This window comes from Brevibacterium sp. LAARM2_SD2, from assembly GCF_057364785.1.
The window spans coordinates 1-15,363 of record NZ_JBNFOM010000043.1 but is presented as its reverse complement, the minus strand read 5'-3'; the positions used below and the strand labels follow the sequence as shown (position 1 = coordinate 15,363).

Below are 15,363 nucleotides of genomic sequence, written 5' to 3'. Positions count from 1 at the left end.
CGGTCAGGGGCGGGGTCGAACGCCGGCGACCTCGGCAGCGCCGCGTCGCCTCGCGCGCGACCGCGGCGAGTCCGAGCATCCCGAGGCCGTTGACGAGCACCCGCCGTCCGGTCAGCTCCCCCGGCGGCGTCGAGGGCGGCCATGACGGTGGCCACCGCGCAGCCGGCGGTCGCCGCGACGGCATCGGGCACGTGGGCGGGAACGGGGGCGACTGCGACGCCTGCGGGCAGGAGGATGTGCGACGCGTAGGTTCCCGACAGGGCCCAGCCGGAGTCGGTCGCTTCGTGGCCGACCTTGGCGACCGCGGCGCATTTCGCGCTCAGTCCGCGCCGGCAGTTCTCACACGCCCCGCACACCGAGGTGACGGCGAAGACGACGCGCTCGCCGACGGTGAGTTCGCCTCTCGTCGCCTCGATGACGCCGACGCCCTCATGGCCGAGCACCGACGGGCAGGCCCCGGAGCGATGGCCGGAGACCGTGTGGCGGTCAGATCCGCAGACGGTTGCGGCACTCAGGCGCACGAGGCTCTCCCCGTCGGCGAGGTCCGGGATCGGCAGGGTCTGCCGATCGAAGCGATCGCCGCCGAGCCAGACGAGCGCCTCGGCCGTCGTCGCCGCCGGGCCGGAGGCAGGGTCAGATGCGGTGGCGGTGCGATCCGCGGGAGGTGTCGGCGCGGTCCGGGTCGCGGAGGCAGTCGGGGCGGTCCGGGTCGCGGTGGCGCGGCGGCTGGCGCTAGCGGTCGAGGTCTGGTCGTCCATAGACGACCAGTTGACCAACCCCCGACGTGACTTGTCTACACAAGTCGCCCGAGTTCACGCACGCGCCACGATGATTTCATGCGCTGTTGTGACAGTTCACGGCCTGGCGTCATCGCCTGATCCACCACTGCGGGCCCGGTGTCCCGGCAACGCCTCGGCTCAGTGAACGACGGGTTCGTCGCGCGATTCCTCGGGAGAGACCGCTCCGTTTCGCGCAGCCCTCACCCGTGCGGTGATGACAAGGGCGAGCCGACCACGATCATCGTCATGCAGGTGACGAACACGGCGAAGGGAAAACCGAAATGCGTCGTCGTGAATTCGACGCCGGTCACGGTGTCGCCGTGGCACTTCAGATACGGCAGAAGATAGTTGGAATCGATTCCGAAACCGAGGATCTCCTCACCCTGAAACGAAGACGGGCAGACGGGCGAGCCGTCACCGGAGTTCGACGCCCGATACCACGCCGCGTACTGGGTGAGGATGCCGAAAGGACCGATGACGCACGCCACCATGAGCAGTCCGACGCCCCACCGGGCCATCCGCCCCGCGGATCGTGGCGCTCCCCACGTGACCAGCGCTTTCACGGCGACTGCGCAGAAGACACCGAAGAGGGCGACAGTGCTGATCACAGCAATCGCGATCGCGAAGAAGGTGAGAATCGAGAGATTGCTGAACTCCGTGACGCCGAAGCCGCCGTCGGAGAACGTTGCTTCGCACGCATAGCCCCACACCCCGCGGCTGACGATCTCCATCTCCTTCACCTGGCCCATCGAGGCGAGGTCCGCGCACACGACGTCGACTCCGCGACTGCGTGCGTCGGAGAGTTCGACGAAGGAGAGAAGCGACTGCACGGCACCGAGAATCACGGCGACGACGAATCCGAGGCCGGGCAGCAGAAAGCCCCATTGGAGCAGGGTCAATCGGGGCAGCCTGCGCCGGTTCTCCGGTCCGGTCTGCCGCACGTCGCGCTTCCTTCTCACGAGCTCACCCTAGCCGACGCTGACGGCCTGGCCCCGGCCCGGGCCTTGGAGCCCCGGACCCCCGGGACCCAGCGGTCCGCGGACCCTGAGCCCCGCCTCGGCGGGAGTATCGTGAGGACATGGCGCACGCGCAGATGTTCGACGACGATGACCCGGTGCTCGCGCGGTTCCGCACGCTCGCGCTCGGGTATCCCGATGCGCAGGAGAAGGTCTCGCACGGTCGCCCCGCGTTCTTCACGAAGAAGGTCTTCGCGTACTTCGGCGGCACGGAGAAGCACGTGACCGGACAGATGGAGCAGCATCCGCATGCCGCCCTCCTCCTGCTCGATCCCCTCGACGCCGAGGTGATGCTCGAGCGGGACGACACGTTCGTCCCGATGTACCTGGGTCCCACCGGCTGGATCGGCATCGACATCGACGACCTCGACGATGACGACCTCGGCGAACTCGTTGCCGATTCGTACCGCAACACCGCCCCGACGCGTTCGGCTCGGCTCGTCGAGGCGGAGGCGGAGGCGGAGTCGGAGTCGCAGTCCTGAGACGGCGCCGACGCCGCGAACGGGTGCGGTCGTGCGCTGGCGGTCGTAGGGTGGAAGCATGACTGAATCCGGCAACGGCACCCCGATTCCCACCGTCGACCTCAACGATGGACGCCCGATCCCGCAGATCGGCCTCGGCACCTACGCGATGACTGGTGACGAGGGCGTCGCGGCGATCGACGCCGGCATCGCCGGCGGCTACCGACTGCTCGACACCGCGGTCAACTACCAGAACGAACGCGAAGTCGGTCGCGCGATCGCCGAGAGCCCCGTCGCCCGCGAGGACCTCTTCGTCACGAGCAAGATCCCCGGCCGCCACCACGGCTTCGACGAGGCGATCGCGAGCACCGAGGAATCCCTCGCCCGACTCGGCCTCGACCGCCTCGACCTCCACCTCATCCACTGGCCCAACCCCAGTGTCGGCAAGTACGTCGACACGTGGCGCGGCCTCATCGAACTGCGCGACCGCGGACTCGTGACATCGATCGGCGTCTCGAACTTCACCGCGGACATGCTCACCGAGCTCATCGGAGCCACCGGCGTGACCCCGGCCGTCAACCAGGTCGAACTCCACCCGTACTTCCCGCAGACCGCGCTCGTCGACTTCCACCGGTCGATCGGCGTCCAGACCGAATCCTGGTCACCGCTCTACCGCGACGGCGGGCTGTTCGCCGAAGACCCCATCACCGAGGCGGCGGCCGCCCACGGCGTCGAACCGGCCCAGGTGGTGCTGCGCTGGCACGTCGAGATCGGCAGCATCCCGATCCCGAAGTCCGCGAACCCGGCCCGCCAGCGGACGAACGCCGACATCTTCGGCTTCAGCCTCACCCCCGCCGAGGTGGCCGCGATCTCCGGACTCGAGCGCGGCCGGATGAAGGACCGGGACCCGCTCACGCACGAAGAGATGTGACCGGCCGCCCGGGCCTCAGCGGGTCACGGTCTCCCGCGCCTTCGCATCCGCCCGCCGGGTCCGCAGGTTGCGGATGACCGCGGCGATGAGCGGGTAGGCGAGTGCCACGAGGGCTGCGAGGGTGAGGATGAGCGAGAGCGGCTGCTGGAACATGATGAGCAGGCTGCCGTTGCCCAGCGCCGAGGTCTGCACGAGGTACTTCTCGAGCAGCGGGCCGAGCACGAGGCCGAGGACGAACGGCGCGGCGGGGAAGTCGAAGCGCTTCATGAAGTAGCCGAGCAGCCCGGAGAAGAACACGATCCACAGGGTGAACATGTTGTTGCCGAGCGCGAAGGCCCCGATGAAGCTCATCATCAGCACGATCGGATAGAGGTAGACGTAGGGGATCCGCAGGATCTGCGCGAACACCGGCGCCATCGGCAGGTTGAGCACGAGCAGGATGAGGTTGCCGAAGAAGAAGCTCACGAGCAGACCCCACACGAGGTCCGGCTCCTGCTGGAAGAGCAGCGGGCCCGGCTGCAGACCGAAGATGACGAACGCGCCGAGGAGGACCGCCGTCGTGCCGCTGCCGGGAATGCCGAGCGCGAGGGTCGGGATGAAGCTCGCGTTCGCGGCCGCATTGTTCGCCGCCTCCGGAGCCGCCACCGCTTCGGGTGCGCCCTTGCCGATGAACTGCCGGAACCGGCTCACCTGCTTCTCGACACCGTAGGCGAGGAACGTCGCGAGCGTCGCCCCGGCGCCGGGCAGGACTCCGACGGTGAAGCCGAGACCGGTGCCGCGCACCGTCGACGGGAACGCCCGCCGCAGCTCCTCCTTCGTCACGAGCAGATCCCGGAAACCGGCGCGGATGGGCTTCTCCCCGCCTCGGCGGATCTGGTGGAGGACCTCACCGACGGCGAAGATGCCGATCATCACGGCGACGAAGTCGAGGCCGGAGAGGAGATTGACGCTGCCGAACGTGAACCGGGCCGTGGAGAATCCCGAGGCGACCCCGACCATCGACACGAGCAGCCCGGCCGCGGCCATGGTGATGCCGCGCAGGATGTTCTCCCCGGCGAACGACACGATCGTCGCCATGCCGAGGAGGATGATCGCGAGGTTCTCGGCCGGACCGAAGTTGAGGGCGAACCGGGCGATCGGCTGGGCGAGCGCGATGAGGCCGATGAGGGAGACGATGGCGGCGAAGAACGACGCGAGCGCCGAGATCGCCAGCGCCGCCCCGGCTCTGCCCTTCCGCGCCATCTGATAGCCGTCGATCGTGAGCACGACGCTCGAGGAGTCGCCGGGCGTCGAGATGAGGATCGAACTGATCGACGACCCGTACTGGGACCCGTAGTAGATGCCGGCGAGCATGATGAGCGCGGTCACCGGGTCGAGGGTGAGGGTGACGGGCAGGAGGATCGCGACACCGGTGGTCGATCCGAGGCCGGGCAGCAGGCCGATGACGGTGCCGAGCAGCACGCCGACGAAGCACCACAGCAGATTCTCCGGGCTGACTGCGGTCTCCAGCCCGAGCATGAGATTGTCGATCATGAGCACTCCTCAGATCAGGCCGAGCATCCCCGTCGGCATGGGAACCGAGAGGACGAGGCCGAAGACGATGTAGACGAACACGGCGGCCCCGAGCGTCGCCGCCGCCGAGGTCCACCACTTCTGCTTCTCCACGACGATGAGGAGGAAGAGGATCGCCAGGGACAGCGCGATGATGAGGCCGAGGACCGGAACGAGGGCGAGAGCGACGCCGAAGGTCGCGAAGATGACGAACGGCGCGCGGTTGCGCTGCTTCTCCGTGCGACCGAACGTGTCGACCTCGTCCCCGTCGGCCGAGACCGCCTCGGAGGCGGAGTCGATCGACTCCGCGGCCGTGGCCTCGATGTCCTCGACGGCGGACATGATCCGTCCGCCGGAGGTCCCGACGCGGGCGAAGAAGAGACGGAAGATCTCCGCCACCGAGGCGAGGAAGATGAAGGTGCCGGTGAGGAACGGCAGCAGCCCCGGCCCCACCTCGCCGCTGTCGACGCTCAGCCCGTAGCCGATCCCCATGACCGCCGCCACGGCGCCGACGACCCCGAGGATCGCGGTGCCGATGACGTCGGAGACCTCCGGCCTGTTGCGCGGCGGATTCTTCGCGGTGACCGTGTTCATGTCTCCTCCATTCCGTTCATCGCGTCTCGGCCGGCGCCGAGGCGGTCGCCCCGGTCGTCGGGGCATCCGCGGTGGCCGTGTCCCGGCGCGAGGCGGCCATCGCCGCAGCGAGGTCGAACGCGTGCTGACTCGGGCTGAGATCGGCGGTGCCGGTGCCGACGATCCCGTGCGCCGTGCCGTGGGCGGGGGTGGCGATGGGGATGGGCAGACCGCCGTGGACGGTCACCCCCTGGTCGAAGCCGAGCAGCTTCATCGCGATCTGCCCCTGGTCGTGGTACATCGTCACGACCCCGTCGTAGTCGCCGCCGGCGGCCCGGCCGAAGAGCGTGTCGCACGGGAACGGTCCCTCGACGTCGATGCCGCGGGTGCGCGCCAGCTCGATCGCCGGGGCGATGTCCTCGATCTCCTCCCGCCCGAACTTCCCGCCCTCGCCGGCGTGCGGGTTGAGCGCGCAGACGGCCAGCCTCGGTGTCGGGGTCCGCGTCTCCCGGACGACGCGGTCGAGGAGTTCGATCGTCTCGAGCACCCTGCCGGCGCGGATGCCCGCGGCAATCTGCGACACCGGCACATGGGAGGTGACGCGGGCGGTGACGAGCGAGGAGATGAAGTTGAGTTCGGAGGTGAAGCCGGTGAAGCCGATGCGCTTGGCGAACCACCGCAGCTCATCCTCCTCGGTCATCCCGGCCCTGCCCATCGCGCCCTTGTTGAGCGGGAGGAAGAGCACCCCGTCGGCGCGTCCGGCCGTCCACAGGTCGAGCGCGGTGCCGAGGTCGGAAAGCGCCCGCTCGCCGGCTGCCGTGCTCACCACTCCGGGCGGAATCTCCGGACCGTCGTAGGCGGTGCCGAGGAACTCGATGGCATCGACGTCGGGCACGGACACCCCGGCGGTGTCGGCGAAGGCCTCGAGCTCCTCGGGCGTTGCGGTGATGAGGACATCGGCCCGCGCGCGGTTCTCCGGGTCGGCGAGCAGCCGGGCCAGCAGCTCGGGGCCGACCCCGGAGAGGTCGCCGGGCACGAAGACGAGGCGAGGGCGGGGCAGTGTCGCGGTCATCTCGGCGCTCACTGTCCGATCGCCTCACGCAGCTCCTGGTCGTTCTCCCCGAGGTACGTCGTGAAGTCGTCCCCGTAGGCGACATTGGGCTGCATCATGTTGTCCTCGATGTACTTCGTGTACGCCTCGGACTCCGCGAACTTCTGCGACTGCTCGATCCAGTACTGCTTCGCCTCGTCGGGAATGTCTCCGGGGGCGATGACGCCGCGGAACTGGGCGAACGCGACATCGATGCCCTGCTCCTTCGCCGTCGGGATGTCCTTGAGCGAGTCGTACTCGTAGCGCTCCTCGGCGGCCGCGCACAGCGGTTTGAGATCGCCAGACTCGAGCTGACCGGAGACCTCGCCGGGGTTGACGGAGATCGCCTCGACCTGCCCGCCGAGGACCGCGGTGATCACCTCGGCGCCGGATTCGAAGGGCACCCGGTCGAACTTCGCCCCGGTCGCCTTCTCCATGAGCGTGAAGGTGATGTTGTCGAGGCCGGTGGCACCGGAGATCGCGACGACCGTGCGCTCGTTCTGCGCCTTGTCGGTGAGGTCCGAGCACGTGTTGAGCGGGGAGTCGGCCTTCGTGACGATGAGCGTGTAGTCGTCGCCGAGCTTCATGATCGGCGTGAAGCTCTCGTACGTGAACTCGACGTCCTGGGTCGCCGGCAGGGCGAGCATCGCCGTCTCCGTCGCCAGCAGGTAGCTCGGGTCCCCGCTGCGGCCGAGGAACTCCGAATATCCGACCGCGCCGGAGCCGCCGTCGATGTTCTGCACGGTGATCGTCTTGCCGGTCGCCTCCTCGAGACCCGAGGCCGTCGCACGACCGGCGATGTCGCTGCCGCCGCCGGCGGCGAAGGGTACGATCATCGTGACATTGCCGGGAGGCTCGTAGCCTCCGTCGGATGAGCCCGAGGATCCCTGACCGCACGCGCTGAGGGCGAGTGCCAGGGTGCCGGCCACGGCGGCAGCGGTGAGCAGTTTCTTCGAATGCATGTCCATCTCCTTTGACAGAACGTCCAGATCGGTGGTGCCGGTGGTGCCGGAGCGATGGTCACTCCGCAGTGGGCAATGAGGCACGCACCTCCTCGAGCCAGCGGTCGGATTCGGGAGTCGCCCCGTCGAGGCGGTCGACGACGTCGATGAGGAACGAGAGGTTCCCGTGGTTGTCGAGTGCGGTCTCGATCTCGTCGATGTCGCCGCGCAGGATGACCTCGAGCATGTGGGCGTGCCGAGCGACGTTGCCGTCGAGATCCTCGATCTCCCGGCGCGCCTGGTTGTTCAGTGCCATGCACATCTGCAGCTGCATCGCCATCGCCCGGTACGTCGATTCGATGCGGGCGTGGCCGGCGAGGCCGACGACGGCGTAGTGGAACTCGAAGCCCGCCGCGACCATGTCGCCCTCGGACCCGGAGTCGGCGATCTCGCGCATCGTCTCCAGCGCCGCCTCGCACCGGGCGACCCGGTCGGGGACGAGGGTCGGCAGGGCGAGGCGCAGCGCCATCGATTCGAGTTCGCGACGCAGGGTGGCGATCTCGAAGACGTCGTGCTGGGTGATCGCCATGATGCGGACCCCCTTGCGGGGAGTGTGCTCGACGAGTCCGGTGTGGGCGAGTTCCTTGAGCGCCTCGCGCAGCGGCGGGCGGGAGATGCCGAGCTCTGCGCACAGGCGCTCCTCGACGAGACGTTCACCGGGAAGGTAGTTGCCTTCGAGGATGGTGCGTTCGAGAGCCTGCCGTGCCTGCACCGACAGGCTGGGCTGGGAGGGAAGGAGAGTCGACACTTTTGAATAGATCCTCTTTTGTATACAGTAGTGCAAAGACTGTAACGCGGATCACAGTACGAATCAATGGGGTGTTTCGGCGAAGTGTCGCCTCGCAGCGACTCGGTGACAGGTGATTCCTACAGGATCGATGGCGATGTGAGGAGATCTCATGAACGAGAATGCGACAGGCGGGGGAGCGCTGGCCGGGGTGACGGTCCTCGAGCTCGGCGTCTTCATGGCCGGGCCGTTCGCGACGATGCAGCTGGCCGACCTCGGCGCCCGGGTCATCAAGATCGAGAACCCCGACGGCGGCGACCAGACGCGGAGCACCGGCCCGTACGTCAGCGGTGAGAGCGTGCCGAACATGCTCCTCAACCGCAACAAGGAGTCGATCACCCTCGACCTCAAGGACCCGACCGGTCGGGAGGCATTCATGCGCCTCGTCGAGCGCGCCGACGTCGTCGTCGAGAACATGCGACCGGGGGTCATGGCCCGCCTCGGCACCTCGTACGAGGAAGTGGCCGCGCGCAACCCCCGCATCGTCTACGCCTCGGCGTCGGGCTGGGGGCAGGACGGGCCACTGGCGCCGCTCGCCGGCCTCGACATCATGGCGCAGGCCCGCAGCGGGCTGATGAGCATCACCGGGTTCCCCGACTCCCCGCCGGCGAAGGTGGGGGTGCCGATCTGCGATCTCACCGCCGCGATGTACGTGGCCCTCGCCGTCACCGCAGCACTCGTCGAACGGGACCGATCCGGTCAAGGCCAGCACATCGACGTCTCCCTCTTCGAAAGCGGAGTCTCCTACGCCGTGTGGGAGGCCGCCGCGTACTTCACGGACGGGACGATCGGGCGCCCCAACGGCTCGGCCCACCAGAACCAGGCGCCCTACCAGGCGGTCCACTCCGCCGACGGGTTCGTCACCGTCGGGGCGAACACCCCGCGGAACTGGGAGCGGTTCTGTGCCGCCCTCGGACTCGAGGACCTGCTCGACGACGCGCGGTTCGGCCAGTCCTACGACCGTCTCACCCACCGGGAGGCCCTCATCGCCCGCATCGAGGAGAAGACGCAGGCGATGACGACCGACGAGATCGTCGAGGTCCTCAACGCGGCCGGGGTTCCCTGCGCGCCGATCAGCGACTACGGCGAGGTCTTCACCGACGACCATCTGCAGGCCCGCGACTTCTACTGGGACTCCGACCATCCGGTCGCGGGAACCGTGCGGCAGATCGGCTCGCCGATGCGCCTCTCGCGCACCCCCGCCCGTCGCGGTCCGGCCGGCCCCTCCCTCGGGGCCGACAACGCCCTCCTCGACGACCTCGGGTTCACGCCCGAGGAGCTGACGAAGCTCAGGGGACAATGAGCGAGACGACTGACGAGCACCCGGATCCAGCGTCCCGGGTGACCACGACGACGAGCGAAGGAGCTCGACCATGACCGACCATGCCCCCGACACGGCCACCGAGGACCTCCTCGTCGACCTCGACGACGGCGTCCTGACGATCACCTTCAACCGGCCCGCGGCGCGCAACGCGATGACGTGGGACATGTACATGGGCCTCGCCGAGGCGTGCGAGGAGGCCGACTCCGACGCGGCGGTGCGCGTCATGGTGCTGCGCGGCGCCGGTGACAGGGCGTTCGTCGCCGGCACCGACATCGCCCAGTTCACGGACTTCGACGGCCCCGCCGGCGTCGCCTACGAACACCGGATCTCCGAGGTGCTCACCCGCCTGCGCGCCGTCGACGTGCCCGTCATCGCCGCGATCGACGGCTACTGCGTGGGCGGGGGACTCGGCATCGCCGCGTGCGCGGACCTGCGGGTGGCCTCGCCGACCTCACGGTTCGGGGTGCCGATCGCCCGCACCCTCGGCAACTGCCTCTCCGGGGACACCCTGAGCCTGCTCATCGAGCTCCTCGCCGCGGCCGCGTCGTCGACATGCTGCTGCGCGCCCGCTTCATCGAGGCCGACGAGGCGCACACCGCCGGGTTCCTCGGCCTCGTCACCGCCGATGTCGATGCGGCGGCGGCCGAGTGGGCGGAGACGCTCAAAGGGCACGCCCCGCTGACGATGTGGTCGGTCAAGGAGGTCGTCCGACGCCTCTCGGACTCCGGCGGGTCGATCGACGACGCCGATGTCATCGAGCGGATCTACGGCTCCGAGGACTTCCACGGCGCGGTCCGCGCCTTCATCGCCAAGACCCCGTACGAGTGGACGGGACGCTGAGCCTGCGTCACTGAGCCTGCGTCGCTGAGCGGCCCCCGGCGACCGGCGGCCCTCAGTGACCGGCGGCCCCTCCCGCACCCGGCCGCGTCACTCACTGCGGGTCGTAGGTGCGGATGACCTGCGAGTCGTCGCGGCGGGCGAGTCCGGCGTCGGCCGCCTCGGCGAACTTCCTCCCGGCCACCGGCAGCAGGGCGAGGTCGATGTCGAGGTCGGCGGCCACCTCGGCGACGAGATCCGTGTCCTTGACGAAGATGCTCACGGCACTGGCGACGGGGGCCTCGAGGCCCTCGAGCATGCGCGGCCCGCGGTCGCCGAGCATCCACGACTGCCCGGCACCGGCGGTCATCGCGGCGAGCACGGACTCCTCGTCGAGGCCGAGCCGATCCGCCAGGGACAGGGCCTCGGCGGCGGCGACGATGTGGACGGCGCACAGCAGCTGGTTGACCGCCTTGTACGCCTGACCGTCACCGACCCGCTCACCGCAGTCGATGAGCGTGCCGAGTGCTTCGAGCACGGACCGGCGCGACTCGAGCACCGCGGGCGGACCGGAGGCGAGGAGGCGCAGGGTGCCGGACCGGACCCCGGCGATGCCGCCGGTCACGGGCACGTCGAGGACGGCGATGCCGTGGGCGGCGGCGGACTCGGCGGCACGGCGCACGGCGTCGGGGCCGACCGTGCTCATGATGACGAGCACGGACCCCTCAGGCATGAGCGCGAGCAGTCCGGGGGTGTCGGTGCTCGGGTCGCCGGTCAGGGCGGCCTCGAGCTGCGCGCCGTCGGCGACCATGACGATGACGGTGCCGGCCGTCGCCGCCGACAGCGGCTGCGCTGCAGTCGTCAGCCCCGCGGCGGCGGCACGCTCCCGCGGACCGGGGAACGGGTCGACACCGGTGACGGTGAGACCGGCGGCGTGCAGGCGCAGCGCCATCGGCAGGCCGATGGCTCCGAGGCCGAGGAACGTCACGTGATCGGACATGGATCCTCCCGTGGATCGGTGGGGTCTAGTGGAAGTAGAGGCCTCCGTTGATGCTCAGCGTCTGGCCGGTGATGTGGCCGGCGCCTTCGCTGATGAGGAACGCGACGGTCGCGGAGACGTCCTCGGGCACGGAGATGCGCCCGAGCGGAGTGGCCGCCCCCATCGCGTCACGGCGCGCGTCGTCGAGGGGACCGCCCATGATGTCGGTGTCGACGGGTCCCGGGGCGATGGTGTTCGCGGTGACCCCGTGCGGCCCGAGCTCGAGGGCGACCCCGCGCATCAGCCCGATGATCCCCGCCTTCGCCGCGGCGTACGCGGTCTTCGAGAACGTGCCGCCGCCCTTCTGCGCCGTCACCGAGGAGAGGCCGACGATCCGGCCGAGCCCGTTGGCCGCCATGATCCGGCCGAACGCCTGGGTGACGAGGTGGGTGGCCGTGAGGTTGTTCGCGATGACCCGGGCCCACTCGTCGTCGGTGATCTCGAAGTAGGTCACTGAGGAGGAGACACCGGCGAAGTTCGCGAGCGCGACGATCTGGGGCAGGTCGGATTCGAAGGCGGCGGCCGCCTCGGCGATGGCCGTCGAATCGGTGACGTCGACGCCGGCGCCGCGTGCCGCGATCCCGTGGGCCGCGGTGAGCTCGGCGGCGAGTGCCGTGGCCTCGTCCTCCAACCGGGCGATGAGGCCGAGGTTCCAGCCGGCTTCGGCGAGCCGGTGGGCGGTGTGCCGGCCGATGCCGTTGGCGCTGCCGACACCGGTGAGCACGGCGGTCCGCTCGGCGGGGAACGCGGGCCCGGGCTGGGCCGATCCTGTCTGGGCGGATTCGGTCATGGGGTGACACCTTTCGTCGACGGCGCGGCGGGGCGGGGTGAGGTCGCGAGCAGGCCTTCGAGGTACGTCCGGTTCTCCGCACAGACGCCGAGGCTGTCGCCGCCGTACTGCTCCATGAGGAACGGCCCGTCGAATCCGAGCTCGACGGCGCGGGCGACCATCGCGCGGTAGTCGATGAGGCCGTCGCGCAAGGTGGTCGGATGGGCGGTGAACCACGAGCCGTCGGCGGCTTCGTCGCGCTGGTAGTTCTTCATGTGCCAGTAGTTCGCGTACGGCAGTGTCGCCTCGTGCATCTCCCGCCAGTCCTCGATGGGCCGGTGGAGGCGGATGAGGTTGCCGATGTCGGGGTTGAGGCCGACGGTGTCGAGCCCGATCTCCTCGATGAGGCGGACGGCGGAGGCGGCGGTGCCGAGGTAGGTGTCCTCGTACATCTCCAGCGACATCGGCAGCCCCACCTCGGCGGCATGACGGCCGAGCTCACGCAGCCGGGTCACGGCGAGCGCGCGGACCTCGGGATCGTCGGGGTCGGTCCAGCCCGGTGCCGTCCAGAACCACAGCGCCCGCTTCTGCGCGGGGGTGAAGGGCTGGTGGAGTCCGGTGGAGAAGACCCGGCAGCCGAGTTCCGCGGCGGCGTCGATCGTCCGGTGGGCGTAGGCGAGGTTGTCCTCGCCGTGGACGGGGTCGATGACGGACCGGCGCTGGACGTGGACGGCGGCGAAGTCGATGCCCGCCGAGGCGGCTGCGGCGGCCATGTCGCCCCGCCGCTGCGCGGTGAGGTCGCCGGGTCGGATGTGGCTGTCGGCGATCTCGAGGGCGGTGAATCCGAGACCGGCGACGGTGTCGGCGACGTGCTGCCAGGCCGTGGGGTCGGCATCGTGGAGGGCGAGGCCGTCGCGGTCGACGGGGGAGAAGCCGTGCATGCAGCAGGCGATCATACTCATGTGTCCTCACTCTTCTTCATGCCGGGACTCCTCTTCGTCCCGGGCCGGGTCAGGCGTCGGGTGGCTGCGGGTCCTCGACGAGGGCGCGGTGGGCGACCATGCGCAGGTGGTGGCGCATCGCGGCCTCGGGGGCGGTGGGGTCGGGGGAGGCGAAGGCATCGAGGATCGCGCGGTGTTCGGCGATCGCCTCGTCGACGTCGGTGATGCCGTGGGGCAGGGCCTGGCGCAGGCGGTGGACCTGGGCGCCGAGGTCGGACGACATCTTCATGAGGTACCGGTTGCCGCAGCCCTCGAGGATGACGCTGTGGAAGGCGCGGTCCTTCGCGTAGTAGTCCTGGGCGGCGGCGACTTCGATGCGGCGGGCGGCGTCGGGATCCTCGGCGGAGTCCGCGGCGGTCTGCGCGGCCTCGCGGACGCGGGCCCCGGCCTGCTCGTGGTCGGCATGGGCGTCCTCGAGCGCGCGGAGGAAGACGTCGTCGGCGGGGGTGGCGAGTCGTGTCGCCGCGGTCTCGATGGTCTCACGGGCGACGAAGAGCTCGTCGAGCTGTCCGCGGTCGAGGGGCGGTGCCACCCGGTAGCCGCGGAGGGCTTCGCGGACGACGAGGCCGGTGCGCTCGAGGTCGACGAGGGCTTCGCGGACCGGGGTCGGGGAGACGTCGAGGAGCCGGGCCAGGCCGTCGATCGACACGCGTTCGCCGGCGGTCAGCTCACCGGTGAGGAGGATCTCGAGGATGTGGTCGTAGACGTGGTCGCGCAGGCCTCGCCTCTCGATGTCGGGGCGGCGGATCTCGGGGAGTGAACTCATGGGGACAGCTTAATGACGTCGGGAAGCTCGTCGAGGATCGCCGGGATCGCTGCCGGGTCGTGGGCGAAGCGGCCGAGGAAGAGGCCGTCGACGGCCGCCCCGAGGCGGGTGAGCAGGCCGGGGCGGGCGCTGCCGCCGTAGATGAGACGGAAGTCGAGGCCGGGGTATTGGGCGCGGGTGCGCGAGCGCACGACGGTGCACACCGCGGCGATGTGGTCGACATCCGCCGGTTCGGCGGCCCCGATCGCCCACACCGGTTCGTAGGCGATGACGACGGTGAGCGGGCGGGGGAGGTCAGCGGTCGCGGTCGGCAGTGCCGAGCGGATCTGGACCATCACCTCGGCGGCGGCCTCCTCAGCCGGGACCGCGTCGACCTCCCCGACGCAGAGGACGGGGATGAGTCCGTGACGCAGGGCGGTCGCGGTCTTCTCCCTGATGAGGCCCTCGGTCTCGGAGAAGTGACGGCGGCGCTCCGCGTGTCCGATCTCGGCGAACCGGCACCCGAGTTCGGCGAGCACGGCGGCCGAGACCTCGCCGGTCCAGGCCCCGGAGTCGCGGGCGGCGACGTTCTGCGCGCCGATGAGCACGGGGCCCGCGACCTCGAGGCACGCCGGGATCGAGGGGAACTGCGGGAGGAGGAAGAGCCCTGCCGCACCCGAGGTGAGCGCCGGGTGATCACGGGTCAGTGCGGTCACCTCGGCGAGCCAGTCGAGGGTCCGCCGGTGGCCGAAGTACATCTTCAAGCTGGTGCCGAGGAGCCGATCGGGCAGGGGAGAGGTGACCGCGTCGTCCATGGGTCAGCGGGACTCGTACGCGCTGATCTCGGCGACCTTGTCGTTCGAGGCGCTCGTCGGGTCGAACGTGTAACCCATCCACTCGCGTGCCAGGCGCCGGGCGAGTTCGACGCCGATGACGCGCTGGCCCATGCAGAGGACCTGGGCGTCGTTGGAGAGCACGGAGCGTTCGACGCTGAAGGAGTCGTGGGCGGTGGCCGCGCGGATTCCCTTGACCTTGTTCGCCGCGATCGCCACGCCCAGTCCGGTCCCGCAGATTAGGATCGCGCGGTCGGCGTCGCCGCGGGCGACGATCTCCGCGGCGGCGGTCGCGATCGAAGGATAGAACGTGTGCGACTGTGCGTCGACGCCGACGTCGGTGACCGCGGAGATGCGCTCATCGGCCTCGAGGTCGGCCTTGATGACCTCTTTATAGTCGAACCCCGCATCGTCGGAGCCGACGACCACTCGCAGTGTCATGATCGGGTTGCCTTTCGTTCGGTCGGTGCCAGGGGCGGTGATGTCGTCAGTGGGGCGGCGCGGCGGGTGAGCTCCTCGGCGACGACCGAGGCGATCATCGCCAGCGAGACCGCGCCGGGGTCGGGGGTGCCGAGGCTCTTGGTCCCCGTGGGAGCGGGCGCGGCCGCGGCGGGCGACGAGGTCGGCGGTGGAGTCGGCGCCGCGGT

General features: G+C 69.9%; 18 protein-coding genes and 1 pseudogene. 5 read left to right on the top strand and 14 right to left on the bottom strand.

Annotated features, from left to right (window positions below):
• On the bottom strand, positions 1-758 hold a 758-nt coding region (locus AC2W7K_RS17575), incomplete at its 3' end, for an alcohol dehydrogenase catalytic domain-containing protein (RefSeq protein WP_486006470.1).
• A 221-nt stretch (positions 759-979) separates the two neighbouring features.
• Positions 980-1,738 (bottom strand): hypothetical protein, encoded by a 759-nt coding sequence (locus AC2W7K_RS17570; protein WP_486006469.1) that lies wholly within the window; start codon positions 1,736-1,738, stop codon positions 980-982.
• A 119-nt stretch (positions 1,739-1,857) separates the two neighbouring features.
• On the opposite strand from AC2W7K_RS17570, the gene AC2W7K_RS17565 reads away from it, so the two are divergent.
• On the top strand, positions 1,858-2,277 hold the full coding sequence (locus tag AC2W7K_RS17565) for an MmcQ/YjbR family DNA-binding protein (RefSeq protein ID WP_232623803.1): 420 nt from the start codon (positions 1,858-1,860) through the stop codon (positions 2,275-2,277).
• Between the two features lie 58 nt (positions 2,278-2,335).
• A complete protein-coding gene (locus AC2W7K_RS17560) occupies positions 2,336-3,187 on the top strand; it encodes an aldo/keto reductase (RefSeq protein ID WP_486006468.1) in 852 nt (283 codons plus the stop codon).
• Between the two features lie 15 nt (positions 3,188-3,202).
• Here AC2W7K_RS17560 and AC2W7K_RS17555 read toward each other — a convergent pair whose 3' ends face one another.
• Genes AC2W7K_RS17555 through AC2W7K_RS17535 form a run of 5 tightly spaced genes read right to left on the bottom strand, consistent with a single transcriptional unit; the run spans position 3,203 to position 8,150 of the window.
• Positions 3,203-4,720, bottom strand: a complete 1,518-nt coding sequence (locus AC2W7K_RS17555; RefSeq protein WP_198500252.1) for a tripartite tricarboxylate transporter permease — start codon at positions 4,718-4,720, stop codon at positions 3,203-3,205.
• Positions 4,721-4,729: 9 nt separating this feature from the next.
• The gene (locus tag AC2W7K_RS17550; RefSeq protein WP_198500253.1) at positions 4,730-5,332 is read right to left on the bottom strand and encodes a tripartite tricarboxylate transporter TctB family protein; all 603 of its coding nucleotides are present in this window, start codon (positions 5,330-5,332) and stop codon (positions 4,730-4,732) included.
• Between the two features lie 16 nt (positions 5,333-5,348).
• The gene (locus tag AC2W7K_RS17545; RefSeq protein WP_198500254.1) at positions 5,349-6,383 is read right to left on the bottom strand and encodes a 4-hydroxythreonine-4-phosphate dehydrogenase PdxA; all 1,035 of its coding nucleotides are present in this window, start codon (positions 6,381-6,383) and stop codon (positions 5,349-5,351) included.
• 8 nt (positions 6,384-6,391) lie between these two features.
• Entirely contained in the window at positions 6,392-7,363 is a 972-nt protein-coding gene (locus AC2W7K_RS17540; RefSeq protein WP_198500255.1) for a tripartite tricarboxylate transporter substrate binding protein, read from the bottom strand.
• Positions 7,364-7,421: 58 nt separating this feature from the next.
• Positions 7,422-8,150: a GntR family transcriptional regulator gene (locus AC2W7K_RS17535; RefSeq protein WP_198500256.1), complete on the bottom strand. Its 729-nt coding sequence runs from the start codon at positions 8,148-8,150 to the stop codon at positions 7,422-7,424.
• A 151-nt stretch (positions 8,151-8,301) separates the two neighbouring features.
• On the opposite strand from AC2W7K_RS17535, the gene AC2W7K_RS17530 reads away from it, so the two are divergent.
• From AC2W7K_RS17530 to AC2W7K_RS17520, 3 genes are all read left to right on the top strand, one after another.
• The gene (locus tag AC2W7K_RS17530; RefSeq protein WP_486006467.1) at positions 8,302-9,492 is read left to right on the top strand and encodes a CaiB/BaiF CoA transferase family protein; all 1,191 of its coding nucleotides are present in this window, start codon (positions 8,302-8,304) and stop codon (positions 9,490-9,492) included.
• Positions 9,493-9,562: 70 nt separating this feature from the next.
• On the top strand, positions 9,563-10,195 hold the full coding sequence (locus tag AC2W7K_RS17525; RefSeq protein ID WP_486006466.1) for an enoyl-CoA hydratase-related protein: 633 nt from the start codon (positions 9,563-9,565) through the stop codon (positions 10,193-10,195).
• Positions 10,196-10,197: 2 nt separating this feature from the next.
• Positions 10,198-10,353, top strand: coding sequence for a hypothetical protein (locus AC2W7K_RS17520; protein ID WP_486006465.1), 156 nt, complete (start codon positions 10,198-10,200; stop codon positions 10,351-10,353).
• 91 nt (positions 10,354-10,444) lie between these two features.
• Here AC2W7K_RS17520 and AC2W7K_RS17515 read toward each other — a convergent pair whose 3' ends face one another.
• The 7 genes and pseudogenes from AC2W7K_RS17515 to AC2W7K_RS17485 all read right to left on the bottom strand — a co-directional run.
• Complete coding sequence (locus tag AC2W7K_RS17515) at positions 10,445-11,329, bottom strand: NAD(P)-dependent oxidoreductase (protein WP_211978382.1); 885 nt, start codon at positions 11,327-11,329, stop codon at positions 10,445-10,447.
• 25 nt (positions 11,330-11,354) lie between these two features.
• Positions 11,355-12,158 (bottom strand): SDR family NAD(P)-dependent oxidoreductase, encoded by an 804-nt coding sequence (locus AC2W7K_RS17510; protein ID WP_211978381.1) that lies wholly within the window; start codon positions 12,156-12,158, stop codon positions 11,355-11,357.
• A complete protein-coding gene (locus AC2W7K_RS17505) occupies positions 12,155-13,099 on the bottom strand; it encodes a sugar phosphate isomerase/epimerase family protein (protein ID WP_211978380.1) in 945 nt (314 codons plus the stop codon). The genes AC2W7K_RS17510 and AC2W7K_RS17505 overlap by 4 nt, the downstream gene beginning before the upstream one ends.
• Positions 13,100-13,148: 49 nt before the next feature.
• Positions 13,149-13,904, bottom strand: coding sequence for a GntR family transcriptional regulator (locus AC2W7K_RS17500; protein WP_211978379.1), 756 nt, complete (start codon positions 13,902-13,904; stop codon positions 13,149-13,151).
• Positions 13,901-14,698, bottom strand: a complete 798-nt coding sequence (locus tag AC2W7K_RS17495; RefSeq protein WP_211978378.1) for a triose-phosphate isomerase family protein — start codon at positions 14,696-14,698, stop codon at positions 13,901-13,903. The genes AC2W7K_RS17500 and AC2W7K_RS17495 overlap by 4 nt, the downstream gene beginning before the upstream one ends.
• A 3-nt stretch (positions 14,699-14,701) precedes the next feature.
• A complete protein-coding gene (locus AC2W7K_RS17490) occupies positions 14,702-15,157 on the bottom strand; it encodes a ribose-5-phosphate isomerase (RefSeq protein ID WP_211978377.1) in 456 nt (151 codons plus the stop codon).
• Positions 15,154-15,363: pseudogene (locus AC2W7K_RS17485) on the bottom strand (hypothetical protein); the annotation flags it as partial. The pseudogene AC2W7K_RS17485 and the gene AC2W7K_RS17490, both read right to left, overlap by 4 nt.